The 24,023-nt window shown below is 42.5% G+C and carries 21 protein-coding genes and 27 tRNA genes; 10 read left to right on the forward strand and 38 right to left on the reverse strand.

Annotated features, from left to right (window positions below; all coding sequences use genetic code 11):
- Positions 1-304 precede the first annotated feature (304 nt).
- The gene (locus V7K56_RS10590) at positions 305-1,393 is read left to right on the forward strand and encodes a glycoside hydrolase family 3 protein (protein WP_334910205.1); all 1,089 of its coding nucleotides are present in this window, start codon (positions 305-307) and stop codon (positions 1,391-1,393) included.
- Between the two features lie 94 nt (positions 1,394-1,487).
- On the opposite strand, the gene V7K56_RS10595 is transcribed toward V7K56_RS10590, so the two are convergent.
- From V7K56_RS10595 to V7K56_RS10720, 26 genes are all read right to left on the reverse strand, one after another.
- Positions 1,488-1,558, reverse strand: a tRNA-Lys gene (locus V7K56_RS10595).
- Between the two features lie 154 nt (positions 1,559-1,712).
- Positions 1,713-1,795, reverse strand: a tRNA-OTHER gene (locus V7K56_RS10600).
- A gap of 7 nt (positions 1,796-1,802) precedes the next feature.
- A tRNA-His gene (locus V7K56_RS10605) sits at positions 1,803-1,876 on the reverse strand.
- 6 nt (positions 1,877-1,882) lie between these two features.
- A tRNA-Ala gene (locus V7K56_RS10610) sits at positions 1,883-1,956 on the reverse strand.
- 97 nt (positions 1,957-2,053) lie between these two features.
- A tRNA-Arg gene (locus V7K56_RS10615) sits at positions 2,054-2,127 on the reverse strand.
- 6 nt (positions 2,128-2,133) lie between these two features.
- Positions 2,134-2,209: transfer RNA gene (locus V7K56_RS10620), tRNA-Val, on the reverse strand.
- An 87-nt stretch (positions 2,210-2,296) separates the two neighbouring features.
- Positions 2,297-2,367 (reverse strand) — tRNA-Gly (locus V7K56_RS10625).
- Positions 2,368-2,371: 4 nt separating this feature from the next.
- Positions 2,372-2,498: transfer RNA gene (locus V7K56_RS10630), tRNA-Thr, on the reverse strand.
- Positions 2,499-2,506: 8 nt separating this feature from the next.
- Positions 2,507-2,582 (reverse strand) — tRNA-Ile (locus V7K56_RS10635).
- A gap of 12 nt (positions 2,583-2,594) precedes the next feature.
- Positions 2,595-2,667, reverse strand: a tRNA-Leu gene (locus tag V7K56_RS10640).
- A 4-nt stretch (positions 2,668-2,671) separates the two neighbouring features.
- A tRNA-Pro gene (locus tag V7K56_RS10645) sits at positions 2,672-2,744 on the reverse strand.
- A gap of 84 nt (positions 2,745-2,828) precedes the next feature.
- Positions 2,829-2,901 (reverse strand) — tRNA-Pro (locus tag V7K56_RS10650).
- 1 nt (position 2,902) lies between these two features.
- Positions 2,903-2,980, reverse strand: a tRNA-Leu gene (locus tag V7K56_RS10655).
- Positions 2,981-2,986: 6 nt separating this feature from the next.
- Positions 2,987-3,064: transfer RNA gene (locus V7K56_RS10660), tRNA-Leu, on the reverse strand.
- A 6-nt stretch (positions 3,065-3,070) separates the two neighbouring features.
- A tRNA-Gln gene (locus tag V7K56_RS10665) sits at positions 3,071-3,146 on the reverse strand.
- Positions 3,147-3,149: 3 nt separating this feature from the next.
- Positions 3,150-3,222, reverse strand: a tRNA-Gln gene (locus V7K56_RS10670).
- Between the two features lie 5 nt (positions 3,223-3,227).
- Positions 3,228-3,302 (reverse strand) — tRNA-Asn (locus tag V7K56_RS10675).
- A gap of 6 nt (positions 3,303-3,308) precedes the next feature.
- Positions 3,309-3,383 (reverse strand) — tRNA-Phe (locus tag V7K56_RS10680).
- Between the two features lie 81 nt (positions 3,384-3,464).
- Positions 3,465-3,539 (reverse strand) — tRNA-Arg (locus V7K56_RS10685).
- Positions 3,540-3,543: 4 nt separating this feature from the next.
- A tRNA-Ser gene (locus tag V7K56_RS10690) sits at positions 3,544-3,633 on the reverse strand.
- 4 nt (positions 3,634-3,637) lie between these two features.
- Positions 3,638-3,720 (reverse strand) — tRNA-Tyr (locus V7K56_RS10695).
- Between the two features lie 7 nt (positions 3,721-3,727).
- Positions 3,728-3,798 (reverse strand) — tRNA-Glu (locus tag V7K56_RS10700).
- 56 nt (positions 3,799-3,854) lie between these two features.
- Positions 3,855-3,926, reverse strand: a tRNA-Trp gene (locus V7K56_RS10705).
- A 3-nt stretch (positions 3,927-3,929) separates the two neighbouring features.
- A tRNA-Met gene (locus V7K56_RS10710) sits at positions 3,930-4,005 on the reverse strand.
- Positions 4,006-4,015: 10 nt separating this feature from the next.
- A tRNA-Cys gene (locus tag V7K56_RS10715) sits at positions 4,016-4,088 on the reverse strand.
- 129 nt (positions 4,089-4,217) lie between these two features.
- Positions 4,218-4,291 (reverse strand) — tRNA-Asp (locus V7K56_RS10720).
- Positions 4,292-4,748: 457 nt separating this feature from the next.
- On the opposite strand from V7K56_RS10720, the gene V7K56_RS10725 reads away from it, so the two are divergent.
- Complete coding sequence (locus V7K56_RS10725) at positions 4,749-5,642, forward strand: polysaccharide deacetylase family protein (protein ID WP_334910207.1); 894 nt, start codon at positions 4,749-4,751, stop codon at positions 5,640-5,642.
- A 34-nt stretch (positions 5,643-5,676) separates the two neighbouring features.
- Here V7K56_RS10725 and V7K56_RS10730 read toward each other — a convergent pair whose 3' ends face one another.
- Positions 5,677-6,066 (reverse strand): alr0857 family protein, encoded by a 390-nt coding sequence (locus V7K56_RS10730; protein ID WP_334910209.1) that lies wholly within the window; start codon positions 6,064-6,066, stop codon positions 5,677-5,679.
- Between the two features lie 16 nt (positions 6,067-6,082).
- A complete protein-coding gene (locus V7K56_RS10735; RefSeq protein ID WP_292785521.1) occupies positions 6,083-6,589 on the reverse strand; it encodes an HNH endonuclease in 507 nt (168 codons plus the stop codon).
- 436 nt (positions 6,590-7,025) lie between these two features.
- Between V7K56_RS10735 and V7K56_RS10740 the strand changes: the two genes are divergently transcribed.
- From V7K56_RS10740 to V7K56_RS10750, 3 genes are all read left to right on the forward strand, one after another.
- The gene (locus V7K56_RS10740; protein ID WP_094347436.1) at positions 7,026-7,361 is read left to right on the forward strand and encodes a hypothetical protein; all 336 of its coding nucleotides are present in this window, start codon (positions 7,026-7,028) and stop codon (positions 7,359-7,361) included.
- A gap of 821 nt (positions 7,362-8,182) precedes the next feature.
- Positions 8,183-10,222 (forward strand): GAF domain-containing sensor histidine kinase, encoded by a 2,040-nt coding sequence (locus tag V7K56_RS10745; protein ID WP_334910211.1) that lies wholly within the window; start codon positions 8,183-8,185, stop codon positions 10,220-10,222.
- Positions 10,223-10,230: 8 nt separating this feature from the next.
- A complete protein-coding gene (locus V7K56_RS10750; protein ID WP_334910213.1) occupies positions 10,231-10,818 on the forward strand; it encodes an SRPBCC family protein in 588 nt (195 codons plus the stop codon).
- A gap of 94 nt (positions 10,819-10,912) precedes the next feature.
- Here V7K56_RS10750 and V7K56_RS10755 read toward each other — a convergent pair.
- Positions 10,913-10,985: transfer RNA gene (locus tag V7K56_RS10755), tRNA-Glu, on the reverse strand.
- Between the two features lie 623 nt (positions 10,986-11,608).
- Here V7K56_RS10755 and V7K56_RS10760 point away from each other — a divergent pair.
- Positions 11,609-13,528 (forward strand): cation:proton antiporter, encoded by a 1,920-nt coding sequence (locus tag V7K56_RS10760; RefSeq protein WP_334910215.1) that lies wholly within the window; start codon positions 11,609-11,611, stop codon positions 13,526-13,528.
- Between the two features lie 144 nt (positions 13,529-13,672).
- On the opposite strand, the gene V7K56_RS10765 is transcribed toward V7K56_RS10760, so the two are convergent.
- Both V7K56_RS10765 and V7K56_RS10770 read right to left on the reverse strand, forming a co-directional pair.
- The gene (locus V7K56_RS10765) at positions 13,673-14,305 is read right to left on the reverse strand and encodes a cytochrome b N-terminal domain-containing protein (protein WP_334910217.1); all 633 of its coding nucleotides are present in this window, start codon (positions 14,303-14,305) and stop codon (positions 13,673-13,675) included.
- A 100-nt stretch (positions 14,306-14,405) separates the two neighbouring features.
- Positions 14,406-15,101, reverse strand: coding sequence for an esterase/lipase family protein (locus tag V7K56_RS10770; RefSeq protein WP_334910219.1), 696 nt, complete (start codon positions 15,099-15,101; stop codon positions 14,406-14,408).
- Positions 15,102-15,120: 19 nt separating this feature from the next.
- Between V7K56_RS10770 and V7K56_RS10775 the strand changes: the two genes are divergently transcribed.
- Complete coding sequence (locus V7K56_RS10775; protein ID WP_334910221.1) at positions 15,121-15,258, forward strand: hypothetical protein; 138 nt, start codon at positions 15,121-15,123, stop codon at positions 15,256-15,258.
- A 436-nt stretch (positions 15,259-15,694) separates the two neighbouring features.
- On the forward strand, positions 15,695-17,209 hold the full coding sequence (locus tag V7K56_RS10780; protein WP_334910223.1) for a hypothetical protein: 1,515 nt from the start codon (positions 15,695-15,697) through the stop codon (positions 17,207-17,209).
- Positions 17,210-18,119: 910 nt separating this feature from the next.
- On the opposite strand, the gene petJ is transcribed toward V7K56_RS10780, so the two are convergent.
- From petJ to V7K56_RS10815, 7 genes are all read right to left on the reverse strand, one after another.
- Positions 18,120-18,464 carry a cytochrome c6 PetJ gene (gene petJ / locus V7K56_RS10785; RefSeq protein ID WP_334910225.1) on the reverse strand — a complete coding sequence of 115 codons (345 nt, stop codon included), beginning with the start codon at positions 18,462-18,464 and terminating at the stop codon, positions 18,120-18,122.
- A gap of 249 nt (positions 18,465-18,713) precedes the next feature.
- Positions 18,714-19,130, reverse strand: coding sequence for a plastocyanin (petE, locus tag V7K56_RS10790; protein WP_334910227.1), 417 nt, complete (start codon positions 19,128-19,130; stop codon positions 18,714-18,716).
- A gap of 251 nt (positions 19,131-19,381) precedes the next feature.
- The gene (psbV, locus tag V7K56_RS10795) at positions 19,382-19,873 is read right to left on the reverse strand and encodes a photosystem II cytochrome c-550 (protein ID WP_334910229.1); all 492 of its coding nucleotides are present in this window, start codon (positions 19,871-19,873) and stop codon (positions 19,382-19,384) included.
- A 133-nt stretch (positions 19,874-20,006) separates the two neighbouring features.
- Entirely contained in the window at positions 20,007-20,222 is a 216-nt protein-coding gene (locus V7K56_RS10800; RefSeq protein WP_334910231.1) for a hypothetical protein, read from the reverse strand.
- A 176-nt stretch (positions 20,223-20,398) separates the two neighbouring features.
- A complete protein-coding gene (locus V7K56_RS10805) occupies positions 20,399-21,235 on the reverse strand; it encodes a carbohydrate ABC transporter permease (protein WP_334910233.1) in 837 nt (278 codons plus the stop codon).
- Positions 21,232-22,140 carry a carbohydrate ABC transporter permease gene (locus V7K56_RS10810; RefSeq protein ID WP_334910235.1) on the reverse strand — a complete coding sequence of 303 codons (909 nt, stop codon included), beginning with the start codon at positions 22,138-22,140 and terminating at the stop codon, positions 21,232-21,234. The genes V7K56_RS10805 and V7K56_RS10810 overlap by 4 nt, the downstream gene beginning before the upstream one ends.
- A gap of 920 nt (positions 22,141-23,060) precedes the next feature.
- Positions 23,061-23,447, reverse strand: a complete 387-nt coding sequence (locus V7K56_RS10815; RefSeq protein WP_334910237.1) for an alpha/beta fold hydrolase — start codon at positions 23,445-23,447, stop codon at positions 23,061-23,063.
- A gap of 100 nt (positions 23,448-23,547) precedes the next feature.
- Here V7K56_RS10815 and V7K56_RS10820 point away from each other — a divergent pair, with 100 nt between their 5' ends.
- Positions 23,548-23,775, forward strand: a complete 228-nt coding sequence (locus tag V7K56_RS10820) for a type II toxin-antitoxin system Phd/YefM family antitoxin (RefSeq protein ID WP_334910239.1) — start codon at positions 23,548-23,550, stop codon at positions 23,773-23,775.
- 14 nt (positions 23,776-23,789) lie between these two features.
- Complete coding sequence (locus V7K56_RS10825) at positions 23,790-24,017, forward strand: type II toxin-antitoxin system VapC family toxin (RefSeq protein ID WP_334910241.1); 228 nt, start codon at positions 23,790-23,792, stop codon at positions 24,015-24,017.
- Positions 24,018-24,023 lie beyond the last annotated feature (6 nt).

Consider the following 24,023-nt stretch of genomic DNA (forward strand, 5'->3'; position numbering starts at 1 on the left):
CAAATAAATTGCCAATACCATTGTTGGCAATAGCTTTGCGGCGTGCACTTTCTCTATATTTACATGCAAGTGATTTCGGGAAACAAAAGTATTTCCTTTGACTGAAAATAGCTAATTTCAAAAGTTATCTTAAAGTAGTTGATTTCTTTGCTAATTTGTGTATTTATTATGAAGAAATATCTAGGGTATTGCTTAAGGACTACTTTGAAAACTTTCCTCTCCCTATAAGGGTGTAGGATAAATGTTTATGTCCTCTAGGTTGAACAACCAAGTTGTTTACCTGACAACTTATAGGTAAAAGATTATGAGTGTATCGCAAAAGCTAAGGCGCTTTGGACATCACCTGATTCTAGGTGTTTCCGGCACTACATTAAGCGATGACGATAAACGGGCACTCAATGAATTAAAACCGATTGGGGCGATCTTTTTTGCTAAGAACTTTTTGGATGGCACCCCATATCAGATTTGGCTGGAAAGCTTCAAAGATTTAAACAGGCAAATACGAGAATATACTGAACATGATTCCATGTTTCTCACTCTCGATCATGAAGGAGGTCGTGTAATTCGTACACCACCGCCAATTACTCGCTTTCCTCATGCCTTATTACTGCGATCGCACGCTTACGAAGTAGCAAAAGCCACAGCGGTAGAACTAAAATCATTGGGAATTAATTTATCTTGGGCACCAGTAGCCGATATTTTTTCCCATCCTGATAACCCCGTGATTGGGCCTCGCGCCTTTGGTAACACTCCCGAAACTGCTACTCAAGGTGCCCGTGACTATTACCTTGGACTTCGAGATTCAGGAATTTTGGGATGCGCTAAACACTTTCCCGGACATGGAGACACCAGCAAGGATTCTCATATTGAGCTACCAATACTGAATTTAACTCTAGAAGACCTGCGACTTCGAGAACTTATACCTTTCAGAGCTTTAATCGAAGTACAGATTCCTTTAATCATGACTGCTCATATTTTATTTCCTAAGATAGATGCTGATGTGCCAGCAACGCTTTCCCAGGCTATCCTCGAAACCATACTTAGAGAGGAACTTGACTTTAAGGGAGTGGTCGTATCTGATGATTTGGATATGAAAGCTATCTCAGATATATTTATGAAAGCTGGTACTGTGGCGCGGTCATTTAATGCAGGCTGCGATCTGTTTATTGTGTCGCGTAATATTAATTCATCATCTATTGAAAGAACTTATCGGATTGCTGAAGATTTTGCTGATTCGCTCAGTAACGGTAGCTTAGATGAAACAGTAGTAGAAGCAGCTAGAGAAAGAATTGAGAAACTACTGGCAGTAACACCGCAATATTCCATACATGCTTTGGATAAAGATGTATTATTGCAACATGCTCAACTAGCGATCGCGAGTTGCTATTCATAACCCAACGAGCATTCAAGTTGCATATTAGCAATTGCCAAAAGGCTAACCAAGATTACATTTTTGAATTTTGAATTTTGAATTTTGAATTGTTTAGTGGGTGGTATAGGAGTCGAACCTATTTCTGAGGGTTAAAGGCCCCCTGCACAGCCGGTATGCCAACCACCCTAGTTAATTTGAAAAAGAAGTGAGCAAGTGCGATTGGATTACATCGCAAATCTTGTAACACCAATCTTAGATATAAATCTACCAGGGAGGTACTGCCCCTCCTATTTCTGTGTTATCAGCACAGCGCCTCGCTTTTCGGCTTCAGGTGGATAAGTGGAAGATGGAGGAATCGAACCCCTACAGTTGCCCATACCCTGGTTTTCAAGACCAGTTGCCGTCCATTCAGCGGCATCTTCCATTTAGGGGTGTCTGACGGGACTTGAACCCGCTATGACTGGTTCCACAAACCAGCGCCTCGACCACTTTGGCTTCAGACACCATCAGTGGAATCAATGGGACTTGAACCCATGACCTCCTGCTTGCAAGGCAGGCGCTCTGACCAACTGAGCTATGACCCCATCACACAAGTCAAAAGTCAAAAGTTAAAAGTCAAAAGAAAGAATTTAATTATTTCTCTTTTTTTACTTTTTACTTTGCTCTTTTCACTTGTTCAGGCGGGAGTGGTAGGACTTGAACCCACAACTTTCGAGGTAGAAGCTCGACGCTCTATTCCATTGAGCTACACTCCCAAGATTTGGTAGTCCTGACAGGAATTGAACCCGCAACATTCTTCTTGTAAGGAAGACACTCTACCAATTGAGTTACAGGACTACGCAAGCGAGTCAAGGGAGTTAGAACCCACGCACTGAGTATGGCGCACTCAGATGCTACCGATTACATCACACCCCCAAGTTTCAGAGCGGACGGCGAGATTTGAACTCGCACGAAGACGTTGGAAGCGTCTCATGCTGCCGTTACATCACACCCGCATCAAGCTGGTAACAGGAATTGAACCTGCAACCTACTGATTACAGGTCAGTTGACGGACACTCGCACTCGCCTCAACGGGAGGGAACCCCCGCACGGCGGTGTCCTCCTCTGCCAATTGAGCTACACCAGCATTAATTTTGGTGACGGAGGCAGGAGTTGAACCTGCTGATGTTCAGGTTATTAGCCTGACGAGCCACCGTTGCTCTATCCCCGCATATTCACCAAATACCCCTGACTGGATTTGAACCAGCAACCTCTTCGTTCTAAGCGAAGCGCCTCTTCCGTTGGGCTACAAGGGCAAAGTCTGAGTGGCAGGGATTGAACCTGCGACCTGGAGTTCCCAAAACTTCTGCGCTCCCATCTGCGCCACACCCAGATATTTTGGTACTCCCGACAGGATTTGAACCTGCAAAATGGACTCTGATTCCAGCATGTATGCCATTTCTGTCACAGGGGCATATCGGGATGGCAGGACTCGAACCTGCGACTCCATGCTCCCAAAGCATGGCTTCTGACCGCTGAATTACATCCCGTTGGTACTCCTGGTGGGAGTCGAACCCACAAACAAACAGATTTTAAGTCTGCCACCTCTTCCAGTTGGGCTACAGGAGCAAGTTTTGGTACTCTTGGTGGGAATCAGAACCCACAACATACCGTTTTTGAGACGGCAGCCTTTTCCAGTTGGGCTACAAGAGCAAAGTTTGGCAGCCCCACCAGGACTCGAACCTGGAATCTTCGCCTTCAAAGGGCGCTATGTTGCCAATTACACTACAGGGCTTTATTGCCAGGGCAGGGTTTGAACCTGCAACCTCATCGTTCAGAGCGATGCGACTTACCAATTCGTCCACCCGGCAATCAATGGCTGCCTCAGTAGGACTCGAACCTACAACCGCGCGGTTAACAGCCGCTTGCTCTGCCATTGAGCTATGAGGCAACGAAGCCCCCCAGGTCGGAATCGAACCGACGACCTCCTGTTTTTCAAACAGGCGCTAACTACCAACTGAGCTACCGAGGGATAAGGAGGAGAGATGGGTTTTACCCAGTGGACTGGTTTAATTCAACTCGAATCAGCCACTCCATCATCTCTCCCATGTAACGAGAGTGGAGGGATTTGAACCCTCACGTCTTCAGTTTCGTAGACTGAGATGTTATCCGGTTACACCACACTCTCAAAACGGAGAGAACAGGATTTGAACCTGCGACGGGTATTAACTACCCGCTTCCTCTTAGCAGGAGGACGCTTTGAGCCACTCAGCCACCTCTCCACACTGGGTCGAGCAGGATTTGAACCTGCGTGCAAAAAAGAACAGTTTTACAGACTGTCGCCTTCAGCCAGACTCGGCCACCGACCCATAATCATTCCCTCGACGAGAATTGAACTCGCATCTGTGCTTTGAAAGAGCACTGACTTAACCATTCGTCCACGAGGGCATAATTTACCGAATTTTAGACTTTGGATTAAATTTTTTAATCTAAAATTGTCTGACACAGGGACTAGGATTTGAACCTAGAACATCGGATTTGGAGTCACGAGGTGTTACCGTTACACCATCCCTGCATTTGGTGGCAGTGGCGGGATTTTCACCCGCATATACCAGGGTATGAACCTGGGGCTTTGCTAATTAAGCTACGCTGCGATTGCATCAGAGGCTGAGGTGAGATTTGAACTCACGATGTCGGTTTTGCAGACCAACGCCTTCGACCACTTGGCTACTCAGCCATTTGGGAGTCCCAACGAGATTCGCACTCGCAATCTTCAGCTTGAGGAGGCAGCGCGTTGCGGAGGTTCCCTCCGTTGTAGCGACTGCCGTGGGCTGACGGCTTAAACTATTCGCCTACAGGACTACAACCAGGATGGCGGGATTTGAACCCGCAACATTTCCGCAGACAACGGAACGCTCTACCCAGTTGAGCTACACCCCGATTTTTTGGAATCTGTGCCTAAACTTTTATGCTTTTAGGCACAAATTTTTGGTGAACTTGCCCATTTCTTATTTAGTTTTCAAGGTTCAGAAAATTTACTTTTAACTGTTAGAAACTGTTAGGAAAACAACCGAAACTCTAGGTAGCAAGCCTGTTGTGTATTACGGATGTATTCAGTGGTTTTAATGAGTGCAAACTTAGAACTTTTCTCGTTTGTTGCCTCTACTGCCGATGGTTTGCAAGTAAAATCAGCCTTGTTGGGTGGGGGCTCTGGTTTATGCCAACGCCTGTCCTTTAGTTGTATGTAGAACATAAATTTGACTCTTGAGAAGCTTTGTCTTTCGCCTTACTACAAATATACTACACAATACTACAAAAAGTGTCAAGGGGTTTTAGAAAAATTTTTTAAAATTGTCTAGAAAAGCTTCTGCACTTATATTTGAGCTTGCTAAACCCTTTGAATAATCAAACTACAGCTTATGATTGGGTGAATCTTTTAAAGCCTGACGTGACAAACAACTCCCTCAAGCGACAACAGATAATTAGTCTTGTCGCGATCGCCTTTAGTATTACAGCTTGTAATATTGCTCCAAGCATTTCCCGACAATCGGGATTGAATCAGCCAATAAGCAAAAGCCATGCTGCACAAGTTCCAGTAAAGGGCCAAGTTAATGCCCAGCTACCACTATCAGCCAAAGTAGAAAACCCAACCTTTACAGTCCCAGCTAAATTTCAGGGAAAAACAGTTTATCAGGTGCATCCCAGGAACAACGAGAAGGTTATCGCTCTAGGCATTGATGATGGCCCCTGGCCAAAGACGACCCTAGAAATGCTCGATATCCTCAAGCAAAATGATGTGAAAGCGACATTCTTTTGGGTAGGACAAGCTTTACAAGCAAATCCTGACCTAGCCAAGCGTGAAGTAGCTGAAGGACACGCCATTGGCAACCATACTTGGCATCATTGGTATCGGCGAATGGATGAAGCTACAGCCAAGAGTGAAATTGATCGCACTTCTGACTTGATATACAAAACTACAGGAGTTAAAACTGCTCTGTTTCGTCCTCCTGGAGGTTTTTTAAACAATGGACTAGCCGCTTACGCCAAAAGCGAGAAGGACGCTGTAATTATGTGGTCAGTAACTTCAGCTGATACCGATCCTCACGCCAAACCACAAGCATTTGTAAATAATGTCCTCAAAGGCGCGAAACCTGGTTCTATTGTTTTAATGCATGATGGTGGTGGCGATCGCCACAGAACTGTAGAAGCTTTACCACAAATCATCAGTGGACTCAAACAGCAAGGCTACCGATTTGTGACAATTCCCGAACTACTAAAAATGGCGCAATAAAGGGTGAGGAAAATTTCTCACCCGACTATTTCGTTTATTCACTCATCACAGAAGCACAAGATTGAGCTTCCTGCCAAAGTTTCTGCAAAAAGAACTCAGCGCGATCGCTCATCGTGGTGACAAACACACCGACAGAATCCTTAGAACTAACTGATAGCCAAGAACCCCGTAGGGTAACTTCCACATATTCGGCATCACACGCACAGAGGGCAATGATTTCTCTGTCATCTCTTTTTACCTCAGCCCTGAGTACTTCTACTCCTGGCAAATCAACAGGAAGCAAAAAGGAAGCGGTAGTCGGTTCAATGCACAAACCTTGCCCAACTCGCAGGGCTAAAATCACTCGTTGCGCTACCCATTCTTCTAGCGACAAAGTGACACATTCTAAATCAAAACTGCTTTCAGTGTAAGTTAATTTCAGCATTCCTTATGCTCTCCTGTTATTCCAGGTTTGCTTGCATATCTATCCAAAACTGTTCAGCAAAAGAAATCGCGGGGTGGATTGGTGCTTTTGGTTTGGTACGCAGTTGCATACCAGCTTCAAACAGGGTGCGATCGCCTTTACAGGAGTTACATCTTTCACAAGCTGCGACTACGTTATCCCAAGTGTGAGAACCGCCTTTAGAACGTGGCATCACATGATCTAGCGTTAGATGTTTGCTGCTGCCGCAATATTGGCAACTGTGATGGTCTCGTCGCAATACTTCCCGCCGATTGACTGGCGGAACTTTCCACATCCGCTCATTAGAAGTGATTGTTAAACGAATATGTTTTGGCACATCAATTACCAAACTGGGTGAGTGAACTTGCCATCCGCTTTCTGTGGTAAAACCCAGTGGTTGCGCCTTGTTGGTTACTAACAGCACAATTGCCCGCTTGATATTGACCCGACATAGTGGCAAGTAATTTTGAGAAAACACCACCACAGATTGCTCTAACACTTGCATTGCGTTCGCGCCGCGCATGGAAGATATCGTCACAGCTTAACTCCTTATAAAAAAACCCCCGCTTCAAGTTTTCGGTGAAGCGGGGGTTAGAATTGACCGGAAAATTTTCTGGTCTCATATCGGTACAGGATTCCTTTGCCTGTACCCCCCGCTTTTTTGATTTAGTTGTGGTTTTGCAATTAGTGCACTAATGCCTACATACTTATAATCATCATTACCTTCTGTGATTTGCCCATGATCTCGGCTACCATAGCCCATAAATAAATACTCCACTTCCATAGCAGCTGATTCCCAATTGGTTCGGCAATTGGTAACGCACAAAATTGAAGTAGAGATGGGGTAAATGGATTTCACAGAAAATTTCACCTATTGAACATTCCTTTAAACATACTACACTTGTATTACTATCCTGTCTATACCTTTAAGGAGAAAACTGATGCACACGATTGCTCGCACCCCAACCACTGATATGGAAGTTACCAGCATTCGCCTAGAGCGGGAACTCAAAGATAAACTCAAAGAAATAGCTGGGAATCAGGGATATCAAGCTTTAATCCGAGATATCCTTTGGAATTATGTCCAGCAAAAATCAGGTGAATGGAAACCTCGATTTTCGCGATCCGACATTCGAGCTAGCATAGCTGCCACAGCTCAGCAAGAAGAACGCTGTGTACTTACAGGTCAACTAATTCAACCCCAAGAACCGATGTTGTTAGGACTGACGAGGAATGGCGATATGGTTCCTCTGAGTGTCGAGAGCTTGGCTGGATAAACTTCGCCCATTTTGAAACCTGGAGTAGGGCGGGCCTTTCGGCCCGCCAATACTAGCAGGGAGGACAAAATGCTCTTACTACTTTAAAAAATATAGTTCTGAAAATAGATGTGGTTTAGTTTTATATTCAGACGAATGCAGCCCAGTTATTAGTAAAAATAACTGGGCTACCTTCAAAATTTAGCAATAAATGCCGCAACCCCTGGTGAGCAAGAATTTAAGCTCTATTCCAAATTTATGCCATGTATTGGAAGCAAGACCTTACAAACTAGGTATCACCGTTACACTATTAGTGTAAGTCTGAACGCAAGTGTATCTTGTTGGTGTAGGCTCTGTGGACAAGAGAAGCCTACACTGCAAGAACAACCTCTTGCTTTTTGTCTCTTTCACTTTCATTGATATTTTACTGAGAGTTACGGAGATTAAAGAGTAGCTTGTTAAACCTACTAGTTTTTTCAAAAATTGTAATAAAGCTTTATAAAGTAAGTTCCGTGCTTTTACGTGATATAGAAGGCAATTTTCCTGTAATTCCAGAGAAATTACGGTTTATGTATACTTACAGACAAGATAAAGTTAGTGAATTATTTCAAGATAGAGCAGTTAAAAATAAGTTAACTTAAGCATTTATAGGATATCTTAAGTATTCTATATACTTATGTCCCAATGTAGCAATTTGCTTGATGCAGTGGAAATTTGGCCATCTGAGATAGAAAAGGGCTATAACAGGTGAGAGAAAGTATTCAGACAAAATTTGTTAATTATCAAGGTGTAGCAACACACCTAACGGTGAAAAATATGCCAAGAGGTTGGGTGCAAGAACAATGGGGTTATTATCCGAGGGCGTGCCAGAAATGAAAAAGCCTTTATCATCGGCGCCACATTACGTAGATGACATAGACCGACTACAACCTTACCAAGTCAAACTGATGCAGCATCAGGAAGAACCTGCCCGCGAGTTGGTACAAAAGATTAACCAAACCATTGCTAATAGCTCGGCTACAGCTTTGATGCTGCAAGAGATTGCCCAATTGCTAGGAGTTGCTTTTCAAGTAGATTGCTGCTGCTTGGTTTCAGTGGTGGGTGAGACATCCCAGGAAACAACTACGACTAATTGGTGTGCTGATGAGTATCTAGGGCTGCCACACCCAGAAGAAATGTTTTCGATGGAACAGTTGCTTATGCACTCGCCAGTGCTACAATGTGCTGCCCAACCATTGACTATTGAAGACATTTCCATAATTCAGAACAGTCTGGTCGTTGGCTGTCAATATTTGCCACTACCGATAAAAGCGGTTTTGGCGACTCCTACTCGGTTTTGTGGCAATAATAATGGAGTGATTAATCTGATTAAATTCCAACCTTATGAATGGAGTGAATCAGAAAAACAATTGCTCAAAGAAGTAGAGTCGGCTTGCGCGATCGCTTTTTCTGGAGTGGCACAAGCTCAACAAATTACTCATCAAGAGCAGTCCCTACAAAAAAGCAAGCAGCATCAAAGCTTGATCAAGCAATTAACTATACTAAGTCGTAGCAACTTGGAGCTAAATCAGATGCTCCAATTAGTTATCGCCTCGACTGCTGAATCTCTACAAGCAGATCGAGGTTTGCTTATACAACTGAAATATACAGATAAAACTCAAGCTAAAAAACAAATTCCTAAAGCAAAAGCTACCGTGAGTGGTGAATGGACTAAGGTAATTCAAAGTTCCCGCGTTAGTAAACCAAAAAACTTAGATCAGTCGTTCTTAATTTCAGATTGTGGTTTATGCCAGCGTGCCTTCCTAGACTCAGGAAAACCAGTAATCTTTGATGATTATACAGAGCAAAATGATACCTCAACAGCTACTCCATTATTGGCAATAGAGAAATTTCCGGCGGTGCTGTTAGTGCCATTAGAAAGTCAAGGTATAATTTTAGGATTTTTGGTGCTACAGCAAGCTGTCACTCGCAGTTGGCAAGCAGCAGAATTAAATCTTGTAGAAATGGTTTGTGCTCAAGTAAGTAACGCCATAATTCAGTCACAGACATTGAGCGGAGTCCAAAGTTTGGTAAAAGATCGGACGGCGCAACTCCAGAGTAGTCTGGAACTCCAGGCAAAATTGAATGAAAGAACACGGCAATATGTTGAGCAGTTGCGGAAACTCAACGAACTCAAAGATGAATTTTTGAGCAACATGAGCGATCGCCTACGTTACCCCTTGACAAATATGCTGATGTCAATAAAAAACTTGCGTTTGCCAGGAATAGCGCCAGAGCGTCAGGGTAGATATCTGGATATTCTTGAACAGGAATGTTCAAAGGAAATCAACTTGATTAATGACTTGTTGACACTCCAAAAGCTAGAATCGCCTCACGAAGCCCCGCAATTAGAATCTATAGATTTAAATACTAGAATTCAGGATATAGCAGCATCTTTTGAGAAAAAATTTGCGGAGAAAGGATTAAAGATTTCTATAGATTTGCCGGAGGAATCGCTAAAACTGCAAACAGAACTGGAGAGTTTTGACCGTATCCTGCAAGAATTATTAACGAATGCCTGTAAATACTCGGAGCCTGATACAATAATTAGCCTTGAAGCTTCTCACCGACTCGATCAACAAATCGATCAAGTTATCATAAAGGTGACGAATACAGGACGTGCCATCTCTGAAGAAGAAGCGACCTACATCTTTGATAAGTTCCGTCGCGGAAAAGGTCGCTGGACTCCAGGGACTGGTTTGGGACTTGCTCTAGTCAAGTCTTTAGTGCAGCATCTGAATGGAGCGATCGCTGTTGAAAGTCTCCCAATCTCGGATTCTGAACAGAGCGAAATTTGCTTCACCTTGACTTTGCCCCAATTTTCTGACGAAAGCAAACCATAATTCTGAAAGTGACTAAAAAACAGAACACAACAGAGAACCTTGATTTGCAGTCTTTTGCTGATGACACCAACCTTGAAGGGGATTTGCCTGCTAAGGTAGAAGTTAAAATTGAGAAAATAGCAGAGCGACAGCGGCAAATCAGTGCTAAAATCCAAATTCCTCACCCAATGGAGCAAATCTGGAAGGTTCTGACAAATTATGAAGCCTTACCTGACTTCATCCCCAATCTCGCCAAGAGTTGTCTAATCGAGCACCCTAATGGTGGAATTCGACTGGAGCAAGTAGGCTCCCAACGCTTATTGAATTTCAACTTTTGTGCGCGGGTAATTCTTGATTTGGAAGAATGCTTCCCAAAAGCAATTAATTTCCGCATGGTAGAGGGAGATTTTAAAGGCTTTTCTGGTAGCTGGTGCTTAGAGCCTTATTCTTTCGATGAGTATCTAGGAACAAATCTGTCCTACACAATTCAAGTTTGGCCTAAACTCACTATGCCAGTGGGAATTATTGAAAATCGCCTGAGCAAGGATTTACGGTTAAATCTTTCGGCTATTTACCAACGTGTAAAAGAACTAGCCAGCAAAGAACCGTATGCATAACAACAATAAAACCATCATTCAGGTGTATTCTTGGATGATGGTTTTTATTGCGAAATTTCAAACAAAAAAGCTTTTGCTTTTTATTATTTTTAAGTACCCCCAGGGGAATTCGAATCCCCGTTACCTCCGTGAAAGGGAGGTGTCCTAGGCCTCTAGACGATGGGGGCATTGGACTCAGACCTTTTATAAGTTAACGAATTTCCCTACCGTTGTCAACGGGTTTTGCCAAAAAAAGTTTCTGGCAGCTAAACTGGGTGGAAGCAAAAGCTTAAAGAGGATACAAAGATATGGAGACAGTTAACAATTCAAAATTCAAAATTCAAAATTCAAAATTCAAAATTCAAACATTTTAGACATTTTCAGACGGGGATTTAAACTCCGACTGTAGCTTGCTTGCCGCAGGGTAACTGACCGGAGGCGGAGTGGCTCTGACTCCACGCTACGTGTAGACGTAGCGCAAAGTCTGAGCGGAGATTTCCACCGGAAAGCGTAGCCCGCCGCAGGCATCAGACGGCAGTTCCTTTAAGCGGGGGAACCCCGCCAACGGACTGCCTCAACTTTGTAAGAGAGGGGTCTTAAACCCCTTGATTTACGATAAAAAAGTCCGTAGATACTTCTGTGATCAGCCGCGGGGTACGTCAGCATTCGACGTTGGGAATTTTGGGGTATACACATATCTAAAAAACGCTGAAGACAGCAAGGAACAAAGGGTATAATGTTCTACCCTGTAGAGTTAATATCTACGGTTTTTTACAAAAGATTTTGAAATAAATCGCTCAAAATCTACAACATGGAAGCATCTTTTGAAATCACCATACAGATGGCGAGCGCTGTCTTTGCAGGCATTAGCGCCCAAGTGCTGGCTGCATACCTTCGTGTACCCAGTATTGTCTTGTTATTGCTGTTGGGCATTTTGTTTGGCTCTGATGGCATAGGGCTATTGCATCCCCATTCGCTAGGCACTGGACTGGAAGTTATAGTCGCTCTGGCAACGGCAATCATTTTGTTTGAAGGCGGACTTAACTTGGATCTGCGTGAGTTAGGTAGAGTTTCAGTCAGCCTGCAATTGCTTGTTACTCTCGGAACGTTAATCACCCTGCTTGGCGGGAGTATGGCTGCTCACTGGCTGGGGGAATTTCCCTGGAACATAGCTTTTCTCTATGCTTCCATAGTCGTGGTGACAGGTCCAACCGTCGTTGGTCCATTGCTCAAACAAATCAATGTAGATCGACAAGTGGCAACACTTTTGGAAGGAGAAGGGGTTTTAATTGACCCTGTAGGAGCAATCCTCGCCTTCGTTGTCCTTGATACGATTTTGAACGGCGATGGTGACCCGATCAATGCGATCGTCGGTTTACTTATACGCCTGGGTGTTGGAGCAGCAATTGGTGGTGCTGGCGGTTATCTGATGAGTTTGATTTTCAAACGCGCCAGTTTTCTGTCATTTGAGCTAAAAAACTTAGTGGTATTGGCGATACTTTGGAGCTTGTTTACCTTATCGCAGATGATCCGCAGTGAATCGGGAGTCATGACAACAGTAGTTGCAGGAGCAGTCTTTGCTAACTCCTCAGTCCCGGAAGAACGTCTGTTACGCAGCTTTAAAGGTCAACTGACAATTCTCAGTGTCTCAGTGCTATTTATCTTATTAGCTGCTGATTTATCCATTGCGAGTGTGTTTGCTTTGGGTTGGGGTAGTTTATTCACCGTTTTGGTATTAATGTTTGTCGTTCGCCCGATTAATATCCTCTTGTGTACTTGGAACAGTGACCTCAACTGGCGACAGAAACTATTTTTAAGCTGGGTTGCTCCAAGAGGAATTGTTGCTGCCTCTGTAGCTTCTTTTTTTGCGATTTCGTTGACACAACGCGGCATTAACGGTGGTGATTCGATCAAAGCTTTAGTATTCCTGACAATTATCATGACTGTTGTCTGCCAAGGGTTAACAGCCGGCTGGGTTGCTAAATGGCTGCAAATCACCTCCAAGGATGTAACTGGAGCAGTGATTGTGGGTTGTAATCCTTTGAGTCTTTTGATTGCCCGCTTCTTTCAAGAACGGGGAGAAAACGTGGTGATGATTGATACTGACCCTGAATGTCTTGTCCAAGCTGAAGTGCAAAATCTCCGGGTAATTGCCAGCAGTGCACTGGATGCTGCTGTTTTGGAAGAGGCAGGACTTGGCTCTATGGGCACTTTTTTGGCGATGACAAGTAATGGTGAGGTGAATTTTGTTTTAGCTCAACGAGCAGCTGAGGAGTTTAAACCCCCGCGCGTCTTAGCTGTTTTTCCCCGCGATCCGCAAGCGAGTATCTCGGCTAATAATAAAGTTAATCAAGCTTTTATCCCAGACTTAGCGATTAAAACTTGGAATGAATATTTGAATGATGGGCGAGTGAAGTTGGGAACAACCACGCTAGATGAGTTGGAGTTTTCGACTCAATACGATCGCATCCAAGAAAAGATTCGGACTGGGGTGTTGATACCGCTATTGGTAGAACGAGCAGAACGCTTACAGGTAATACCAGCTAACCAAGATTGGGAAATTGGCGATCGCATTATTTATCTGTTGCATGACCCCAGACCTAGCCTTTTAAAACGCTTATCTGGTGCTACCCAATCCACTCCCCTTTCTCTAGAAAAGTTACCAGAGGTTGAAGACCTATCTCTTGCCCAATTATCTCAACTTTCTACTAGTGAGGCTCCTGGTGGATAAGGGGGATGGGCAGGGAAGCAGGGGAGGCAAGGGGGGACAAGAGTACAAGGTAACAAGGTGACTAAAGTTAGAACTTACAACAAATCTTTCCCTTCTCCTTGTCCCAAAGTCTCTTCCCAATGCCCCATGCCCCATGACTATTTATTAGCTTTGGGAAGGAATAAATTCGCTTTCTGGTTTTGGTGCTTCTTGATACATTTGCCATTCTTGCCAAAGTAAAGCAGACAAATGTACTATGGCGAGAATTAGCGTCACTACCGAAATCAGATAACTGTGTATTGTGTAAAGGTGTTCGACGGTAATTGTGTTAATGGCTCCACCACCAGTCAAGATTTCGCGCAGTTGCCCACCAATCAAAGGAATGGCTTCAATGGTTCCTAGCTCAATGCTAAAACGCCAGTATCCTTCCTGAGTCCAATCTAAAATCATCGCTGTCCAATCCAGCCCGATCGCACTTAGGGTTAAAAAAATCACACTAATCCAAGCAGCCAGCCAACTCTTGCGAAATTGCCGACCTAAAAACATCACCACAATTTGAATTAAGGCGATCGCAATTACTGCATTACCAGCAATATCATGCGCTCTCCAAAACAACCAGCCGTATGGCAGTTCTGTATTAATCATCTTCAATGAGTTATAAGCTCCGCCTGCTGTCGGTTCATAGTAAAAAGACAGCAAAACTCCGGTAGAGATATAAATTAAACACAGAGTCAAAATCACGACTGATAATATCGTCGCTATTCGTCGCAAAATCTGATCGAACTGGGTGCTTTGCATGGCTCACCCCTCCTGTTCTTAACTAAGTATTTATTCTTATTACGATTTTAGCTAAGAAATTTTAATAAATTTTACTTTTCTTATATAAAAATAAAGTTTTTTAAATCAAATATTGCACCCAAGCTTTTAAGGGTTCTGGTGAGCCATACCAAATTCTAGGACTTCTGGGAGAATGCCTCACGCCTTCAATCACCAGATTTACTGCCCCCTCTAAATGAGCAGCTTCAATGGGGGTGATGCCATCTCCCCAAGTATTGCCCTTTCCACAGGTTAATTGATAACTACTGTAAGCTAACCAACTACCAGGCTGCCTTTTCCCAAAGATAGTTTTACCAGCCACACAAACATAACGAACGTTTTTGTAAAAAGCTCCTGGATAGTTATTGGTGACAAAATCTAGATGGGAGCGTGTCCAGCGTTCTTGGCTGACATGGGGTGTACCTAAGGTGATCAGAGTAGCAACCAAAGGATGCCCTTGCCAGAGAAATGGCTTGAGATCACCGCGTGCCAAATAGGGCTTTTCTCCCATGTAGATCCGGGATATCCAACCTCCAGCTGAGTGACCAATTAAGTTAATTTGAGTAGCATTATGTTGCTCTAATGTATGCTTGATCGTGTAATCGAGTTGTTGCAGAATCAGGGTTACAGGTCTTCCTCCTAGAGTAGGGAGCCAGTCACGCCTTCGCAGTGGTACTGTAACTGTAGGAAAATCTAACTTTTGTAGGGATTGTTCTAGCTGGCGATAAGCGATCGCACTTTCCAGATATCCAGGCAAAATAACTGTCGGTAACGGCATTTGAAATTTTGGGGATGCAATGATTGAGGATTTGAACTTGATTCAAGAGCTAGAATTGCGATCGTCTGACTCACTTTTTGGAGAAAAACCAATAGCTTTGGTGGAATTTCAGGCTAGAATGTCAATAAAATTGTACAATTTGCAACAGTTTGAGTAGTTGCCAATGTGGTACTATTTTTTTAATAGGCCCTAGTCTCGGACAGACATGTGTGCTATCTGTTACAGAAGTGTAGTTGACTGAAAAACAGTTGAAAAAACAAGACAACTTCGACAGATGTTTTGATGTATTCAAACTTGTGCGTTTACTTAAACTTTATAAAACTTCTAGATATTAATTTTAATTGTGTGCGTCATAAACAATAAAAAATCAAAAGTACTAATTTTTCAAATATCTCTTTAGCAAGCTCGAATTTTGAAGATATGATACAGCGTCATTAATTAAAAACTTGAATAAATGGCAATTTGAGCGTTTTGATTGCCAGCAGACGAAGTTATTATTTTCTTATGAAGAACGCATATCTTGCAAGATATTGCAATATCGAAAAGAGAAAATCGCTAGTCAACCGCAACTGAGTGAGTGAACGATAAAAGCTATGTCTTACGTCTCCCTGCTGAAAAATATACCAGAAATCTTAAGCCAGCCAATTGGGATAGCAGCTATAGCCTCCCTTGGTATCCACGGTGCGATCGCCATGATCGTACCATTGATGCCGATGGAGTCTAACAAGCCCAAAGAAACAGCATCATCTAAAACAGTTGGACTTTTGGAATTGAGCCAAGCAGACCAAAACCGTTTGCCGCAAAGCACACCCCAAATTGGTTTACAACAATTACCTCCAGTCGCCCCACTTGCTGCTCCAAACTTTAGCCTCCAACCGGGATTAACCCCATTAGCGCCATCACCATCAAGTCAGCTGATATTACCTCCGCTACCAGCATCAGCAAATAACTATCGAGTCTCTTCATTGCCTACAAGGCAGTCTTTGCGGATGATTCCTAGTAATAATTTGCGGTTTGACGCGTCTAAATTTGATAGTTCTAAATTTAATACCAGCGCCAGATTCTCTCGACCAGTTCCTCGTGTGAATGTGAGTGAGAACGTCGCCAAATACGAGCCATCTAAGCCGCTGGCTGTAAATAGGTTGCCAGAATTGCAGTCGCAGCCAATACCTGCTGATATTCAGCAAAATGCCCAACCTCCAATCTTATCTGACAGTACACCCGTTGAAACAGCACAGGTAAATACTACTTCTGTGCCAATTGGGCCAATGAGGCAACCAATTCTTAATGCGTCGTCTACAATTGCTCAAAACCCGCTGATAAATCCTCTAAAACAAGCTCCAAGGAATGGGGGTACTTTAATTGGAACTAGGGGAAGCACGCTACAAACAGCAGATTTATCGACTAAGGGAACTCAACAGGCAATTGCACAGCTAGATTCCTACGCTAACCTGAGAAAGGAAGTCCAGCAACAATACCCTAACGCTGAACAAAAACCAGTCATCCGCCAAACATTATCCACAGGTAAATCAAATCTTGAAGGTGCTGTTTTGGGTGTATTGGTTGTAGATCCTGATGGTAAGGTCTTAGATATCAAATTTCAAGACAAGTTAATTTCCCCAGAATTGCAATTAAAAGCAAGGCAATACTTTAACAAGCAATCCCCCAAAGGAGATAAACAGATTAGTTCCTATCCATTCAACCTACGTTTCCAAAACAGTACGAGCAATCTTACTGGAATTAATCAAGAGCAAAAGCCCTCGTCATTATCTGCACCGGGAATCAGTAACAATCAGATCACCCCTTCACCAGCAGCTACTTTTAAACCATTACCTAATTTACAAATCAGAAATAACCCGCCTACGTCCTTACCAACAGGTACTCTTAAACCATTAACTGCACCAGCAGCTACTCCCAAACCATTATCTGAACTGCAAATTAAAAATAACCAGCCTACGCCTTCATCGGCAGCGACTACTTCTGAACCGTTATTGTTGCCGAAAATCAATCAGGGCCAGTCTACATCTGCTGTTGAATCGGATAAAAAATTAGTAGAACGGTTGCGCGAAGTCAAGGAAAGCAGACAAAAGTCTAATTCAGAAAAATAATCACTCGTTGATGATTTTGGATTTAGGTAGGTAATTGATCTAGACGTATTCGCAGCGTCTTATAAAGAAGCTGCTACTCGACGAGTTCTCCCCTAGAGTACCTCAGGGCCTTTTACCTACCTGAAAATCATTCTTTTCGACTATTGTTTACGTAAGTCCTGTTTAAAATACAATACGCTTGGGTTAAAAATTATTAGACTTCTGGCATGAATCAATGAGCTTTCACCTTAAATCCTTCCCCCAAGCTTGGGAGAGGGACTTTGAAATAGTCTCCCCTTCTCCTAATTTTGGGAAAAGGGGTTGGGGGATGTAGCAAGATCCTGTGGAGTGGGCTAGTTTTGTATTCGTGTAAGAGATCTATTGGTGTAAATAATTGGTCTTTTAAGACGCGATAAATCGCGTTTCTACATCAGGGTTTTGGGTTTAAAATATTGTTTTTAGTAGTTGACGAATAAGCGATCGCTAGTTCGTCATACATAATACTTAACTTAGAAGTTCGTTAAAAGCTTCCAACAAGGAAATGCACTGAGGGATTTCCAACAAATAATATTCTCCAACGTTTTGGGATGAGCGCCTAGCTGGCTAGTAATTAAAGATAAGTAAACGCTCACCCCACAAAAACTAGATGATATAGCACTTTATACCAATTAAAAAAAAGAATGCGACAGATACATACGGACATACCTTTGTTCTGTCTGGCTTTCTTAATGCGTGAATTTTGTTAGCGCAGCGTAAAGCCTTCTCTTCTCTTTCAGAGACGAAGACAGCGAACGAGAGGCTTCGCCAACGGCATGGCAACTCTTAGAGACGCACTCGCGTTCGCTTAGAGCGAGTCCGCGTACTCTGTAAGAGTTGCAAGCTACGCTTTTAGCGTCTCGTAAAGAGCATCATTTTGAATTTTGAATTGGTATTACCAGCCTTGTTCTGCATTGTGAAAAACGTAAGCAGCTACCTCCAGAATCTCCTCAGAACTTAACTTGCTTTTAAAGGCAGGCATGGCATTTTTACCATTTTGCACTTGGTGGATAATCGCCTGGATTGAGTCTTGATTGTAATTTTCTAAGTACTTTGACAATGCTTCCTTTTTCAAGGTTTTCTGGCTAATAAGGATGTTACCGCCACCTATATGGCAAGAAGCGCAGTTAGCCTCGAAAATTTTAGCACCGTTGGATGTTTCGGCAGCTAGTGCTGGACTAATGAATGTAAATTTGAATAGGGCGATCGCCGACAGTAGAATTAATAAAAGTATTCTCAACAGAATTTCCTCGCAACAAGCCTCCAGCAAGAGTATAAACGCGATTAATCCCTGACTAAGTCAAATTTGATCAAAATTGGCGGTAACGAGTTCACTCCTTGATCGCTACAGATTGTTTAGCGTTTTAGGAAAGGATAGGACTCGTTACCGCCATTTGTATATTTTGTGCGTCACTCTAGAAGTGTAGCGTGTGGCGATGAGCTAATTTCACTGAGTAATCATCTCGTGTCAAACGCTGGTGTTTTCTAGCTATTGGACAGTGATTGTACCAACCATACCAGCACCACGATGCGGTTCACAGTAGAAGGTGTAGTCACCAGCAGGTGCGTCTGCTGCAAAGGTGGTTGTTTCCTTTTGACCGGGACTCATGAGCAACTTCTTATGAGACAGAGATTTAGCTAGATCAGCGCTCTTAGAGGGGTTTTTGGCAGGATCAAACACTACATTATGGGGAGGAACTTTATTGTTCACCCATTCAATTGTGTCACCTGGTTTGATGGTCAACTTTTTCGGTTCAAATGCTAGCAGTCCTTTATCGCTACCCAATTTCACCTTGTAGGTTTCAGCCGAAGCACTGGGAGTAAAAACAGCAAAGCTGCTAACAACTAAAAGGATTGTCAACACAGCTAAACTAAGGCGTCGCCAGCTTGCCGAAATTAATTTCATAGCTCTCTCCTAACAAACAATTTTTTTCCCTTTCTCATTTTAAATAAAATCAACACCAAATTATGACAATCTGTCATAGATCAATTTTTTTTAAGAATGGAGAGCAATTTATTATTGCAAAAAGCTGTCCAATAAGTAGTAAATGGGGAATAGGGAATAGGGAATAGGGAATGGAGAATGGGGACTAAATTCTTTTCAATGCCCTATTCCCAATGCCCAATGCCCAATTCCCAATGGCTCAACTCTGGGATTTAGTAATAGATTTTCCCGCCTCCCCACTTAGTACCAACGATTTTGGGTTGTAAGAGAATATGACCGGCGATCGCCTCCAAGTCATCATCCGTCAGATTTCGCACTGCTGTGAAAATATCTGCGCTTTTGAGACTGGGGTGTATTTCGGAAATCTCTTCTTCCCCGTCGTAAGTAGTGGGATTTTTCAGGTAATCTACTAAACCTTCAATGTTGTTACGGTTAGGTGTTGCTAGTGCCAAGTCCTCTGGAGTGAGTCCTATGTTTTGGTTTGTCTTGGTAACTCCACCAGCATGACATTGGGCACAAGCGTAATTAAATAAGCGTTTGCCTTCTTTGACTTGTTTAAGGCTGAGTACAACGGTATCACCCTCAGTATTTAATGGCACTGTTCGGGTAGCTTTGTCCAGTTCCACTGCTGTCGCGCTACCGACAATCAACTGAAACGAAAGTAAAACAGTAGCCACAACAACGCCAATTAGTCTTATAAACATGTTTCCCCTTAAAGATTTTGACGCTCAACACAGCTAAGAACGCGATTCTCAATCTCCAAGCTGCTAATTGCTAATGACTGATTGTTTTTTATCATTAGCTATCAGTTATTAGCGAAAGTTCTGAGATAACCCTTTAGGGGACTTCGTGATCGCCCACCAAGTCGTTAGTACCTTTGGGGCGTATTTCAGACGATATTTGGGAAATAATTGCCTTTGCATCTTCTAACGCCAAACGGGTCTTTTGGTGTTTGTAGGCGATTCCCAGTTGGTTACACAGAGAAAACACTTGTTCTACAGGAATGCTGTAGTCGGCTGCTATCTCTGCGATCGATAGGTCTGCAAAACCCATAATGCTTGTTTACTGATAGATAGAGATTGAGTCGCTGTAATACCAATATCACGTTAGGAGTGCAATTTGTTGCCCAAAATACTGTTTGGGGAATGGGGCATGGGAAATGGGGCATGGGGAGACAAGGGGGACAAGGGAGACAAGGGTGATAACTGATGTCCAATGCCCAATGACTATTAACCTTTTCCTCCTGTAAAGGTGACGCTTTGAATAAAGTAACGATTAAAAAATGCGTAAATACCTAAAACTGGTAGGGTGAAGACCATAGAAGCCGCCATAATGTAGTTCCAATAGCTGATGTATTGACCTTTGAAGGTGTTTAACCCCAAAGGAAGGGTAAACATTTCTGGGTCAAATAGGATAACTATAGGCAGTAAAAAATTATTCCAACTCCCCATGAACACAAAAACTGCCTGTGCTGCTAGTGCTGGTTTTGCCAAAGGTAAGACAATGTGTCGAAAAATTCCAAAAGTATTTAAGCCATCCAGTTGCGCTGCTTCTTCTAGTTCTTTAGGAAAATTAACGAAAAACTGCCGCATCATGAAGATAAAAGTGGCATTAATCATGCTAGGTACAATCATGCCTTGATAAGAATTCAGCCAGCCAATCGCTTTCAAAATCAAAAATGTCGGAATCAGGGTGATTTGTGTCGGTACTGCTAGTACTGCCAAAATTAGGAAAAACCAAAAGCGCTTGCCCACAAAGCGTAGTCTTGCCAAGGCATAACCAGCCATTGAATTTAACAACAGGTTTAGAAGCGTAACGCTGACGGCGATCGCTACACTGTTGAATAACCAGCGCCAAAATAGCGGTTCTTGGAGAAAGATTTGCCTGTAGTTGTCAAGAGTAAAATTCTTGGGGAGAAAGTTGGGTTCACCATTGACAATCTCTGTTAGGGGCTTAAATGATGCTGAAAGTGCCCAGAGAAAGGGAATTAGGGTAATGATGGCATAGAGTGTCAGTAAGACGTACAACAGTGCTTTGAGCCAGGATAAGCCAGAGGTGTTAGTCAAATTCGTTCGCCTCCGAAAAGTCGCCGCTGAATTAAAGTGATAGCAATGATGATTACTGTTAACAAAAATGCGATCGCAGCTGCATATCCCATTTGTAAATTCCGAAATACAGCTTGATAAATCAGCAGCACTACAGTTAAGGTAGCGTTGTTTGGCCCGCCAGTACCGCCAGAGAAGATGTAAGACTGGTCAAAAAGTTGAAAAGTGCCAATTACCCCCACTGTCGCCACAAAGAAGGTTACAGGCTTAAGCAAGGGAAGAGTAATATGGATAAATTGCTGCCATCCATTTGCACCATCAAGTTCCGCGGCCTCGTAAAGTGTTTGGGGTATATCTTGCAACGCCGCCAGATAAATCACCATAAAGAACGGCGCGGTTGACCAAATGTTCATAATCATAATTCCTTTGAGCGCAACTGCTGGATCGCCCAACCAGTTATAAGTAGGTAGCCCCACAAAGGCGAGAAAATCGTTTAGTAGCCCATCAGTGTTATAAATCCACATAAAGATAAGTGTCAGCACTGCTGAAGAAGTGACTGTCGGCAAAAAATAGAGAATGCGCCACCAGTTTTTACCGCGAATCCCAGAATTGAGAGTTACTGCCAGAATTAAAGCCAAAATAGTTTGAGTTGGCACAACAATAGCTACATATTCGGCTGTGTTTCTCAAAGCAATCCAAACTCTTTCATCTTCAGCTAATCGTGTGAAGTTCCGAAACCCGATGAACTCATACTCAATACCGCCGAGAAGTTGAACTTTTTGCAAGGAAAGAAAAACGGCGTAGAGAATAGGTAAGACTACAAAAGTTCCCAAAACTAGGATGGTGGGCATCATGAACATATACCCAGTCAAATCCTCGGTGATGTTCCTTCTGGAGTTTCTGCGCCACCTGTTGATTTCAAACACTACTGAACCTCCGCTTAATCCCGTACTAACCCGACTGTAGTGATGGGTCGTGCATGATTATTTATCGTACTCCTGTACAAAAATATTTAACCAGATCAAATAAGTCTCTACTTTTGGAAAGCGTAGATCAAAGCAGCAAGTCAAAAGACATCGCTTGTGTGAGTTAGCTGGATGTACAACTTAGGGAACTATATATTTGGTTTTCTTGGAATGCTAATTAACGCGATTCAACCAATTAGTACACAAAAACTTATTCAAACACTACCTGTCAAAAATTGATATGAATCAGTTAATTAACTTTGAAATTATGGCAAAAAAAGTATGAGGTTTACTTCATTAGATATTAAATTAGTTGTCGTAAATAATAAAAAATGCTATTCTTTTATAATAAATAAATTCAGCTTTAATAACTTCAGATGTGATTACTTACATCAATAATCTACAACATAGTGGCTTAAGTCTTAACAAAGAACAGGTCAAAATTTTTTGGAAGAGTATAGGAGCATGAGTGTAAATAGTCCTAAGTTATAAATTTTGAAATTAGAATGATAATTGTATTAACAATAAACTAATAAAAATGGCGATTGCTACTTTTTAAAGTGTTAGAGAATAGCTTTAGAAAAACATGATATTTTCATCTTCTAAAAATCTTGCTAATAAGTATATAAGTGATAGGGATCACCTATATTTTAAATTGTCCATTTCTTTTGCAAAATTTATCAGCCTCAAAACAACTCGTATTTGCAAGCGATTCAAAAGTTTATCGAAAAGATTGAGTCTCAAGAGTAAAAAATATTCGTGTTTACGAATGACCTTTTGTACTTCGATTGGTAACTCATTCATCAGGCTATAAGCTTCAGTGACAAATTGTCGAATGCTAGAAGGCGTGCTAGCCAGAACGAAACTAACTAACCCAGGAGTTAAGAAAGGGCATGTTCTAAGGCTAAACAACCGCCCCATGATTGCCCAAAAAGATGAATTTGATCTAAATTTAAGGCACTGCGAACGGCGAAGAGTTCTTCTTTGAACAAATCAATGGAATATAAGTTAGCGTCTGTGGGGCGATCGCTATTTCCACACTCTAATTGATCGTAAAAAATCACCCTACGTCCGGTTGTGGCGATGCCTGCGGCGGGCGAAGCCAACACTTCCAAAGGTTCTAAGTAGTCGTGGGGTACTCCTGGGCCTCCGTGAAGACACAGCAGCGGTAGCTTTTTAGAATCTTCTTGGTCTGGTTTAACAATGCGATACCACACCTGATGACCACAAAATGAAATAAAGTCTTCAATAGCGGAAGTTACAGTCATGGAGTTAATATTTTTACTTTTTAAACAAGTATACGTAGTTATGGCCAGTAAATATTGAGCAATAGTTCATGCTATGTCCTATTAAAATATGACTATAGTCATGACTACAGTTATTATGAAATCAATTTCCAAAAGTAAACTCAAATCTCAACTTCTTGAGTTCTTACGACTTGTAGAGTCAGAGGGAGAAGAAATTATAGTTACTGATCGCGGTAAGCCAGTGGTGAAAATTTCCAAATACGTACAAATACCTTCAACAGAGGAGTTATTTGGGGAAATGCGCGGTAAAGTGAAGTACTTTGAGGATTTAACTATACCAACCACTTAGGAATGGACACAATTGTGAAGATAGTCCTTGACACTTGTGCTTTAATCTGGTGGAGTTTAGATCCAGCCAAACTTTCTGAACAAGCCAAACAAGCGTGCAACTACATGGAAAGGGATAAAAATGGTCTTGTCCCGTCTATAGCTATATGGGAAATTGCGATAAAAATCAAAAATAAAAAATTAGATTTAGGAGTCAATCTTAACGAGTACGTAGTAACGCTGAAAAAGTCTAGTACCGTTTAGATTGTA

Origin of the sequence: Nostoc sp. (genome assembly GCF_036917535.1) — a bacterium.
GTDB lineage: Bacteria > Cyanobacteriota > Cyanobacteriia > Cyanobacteriales > Nostocaceae > Nostoc.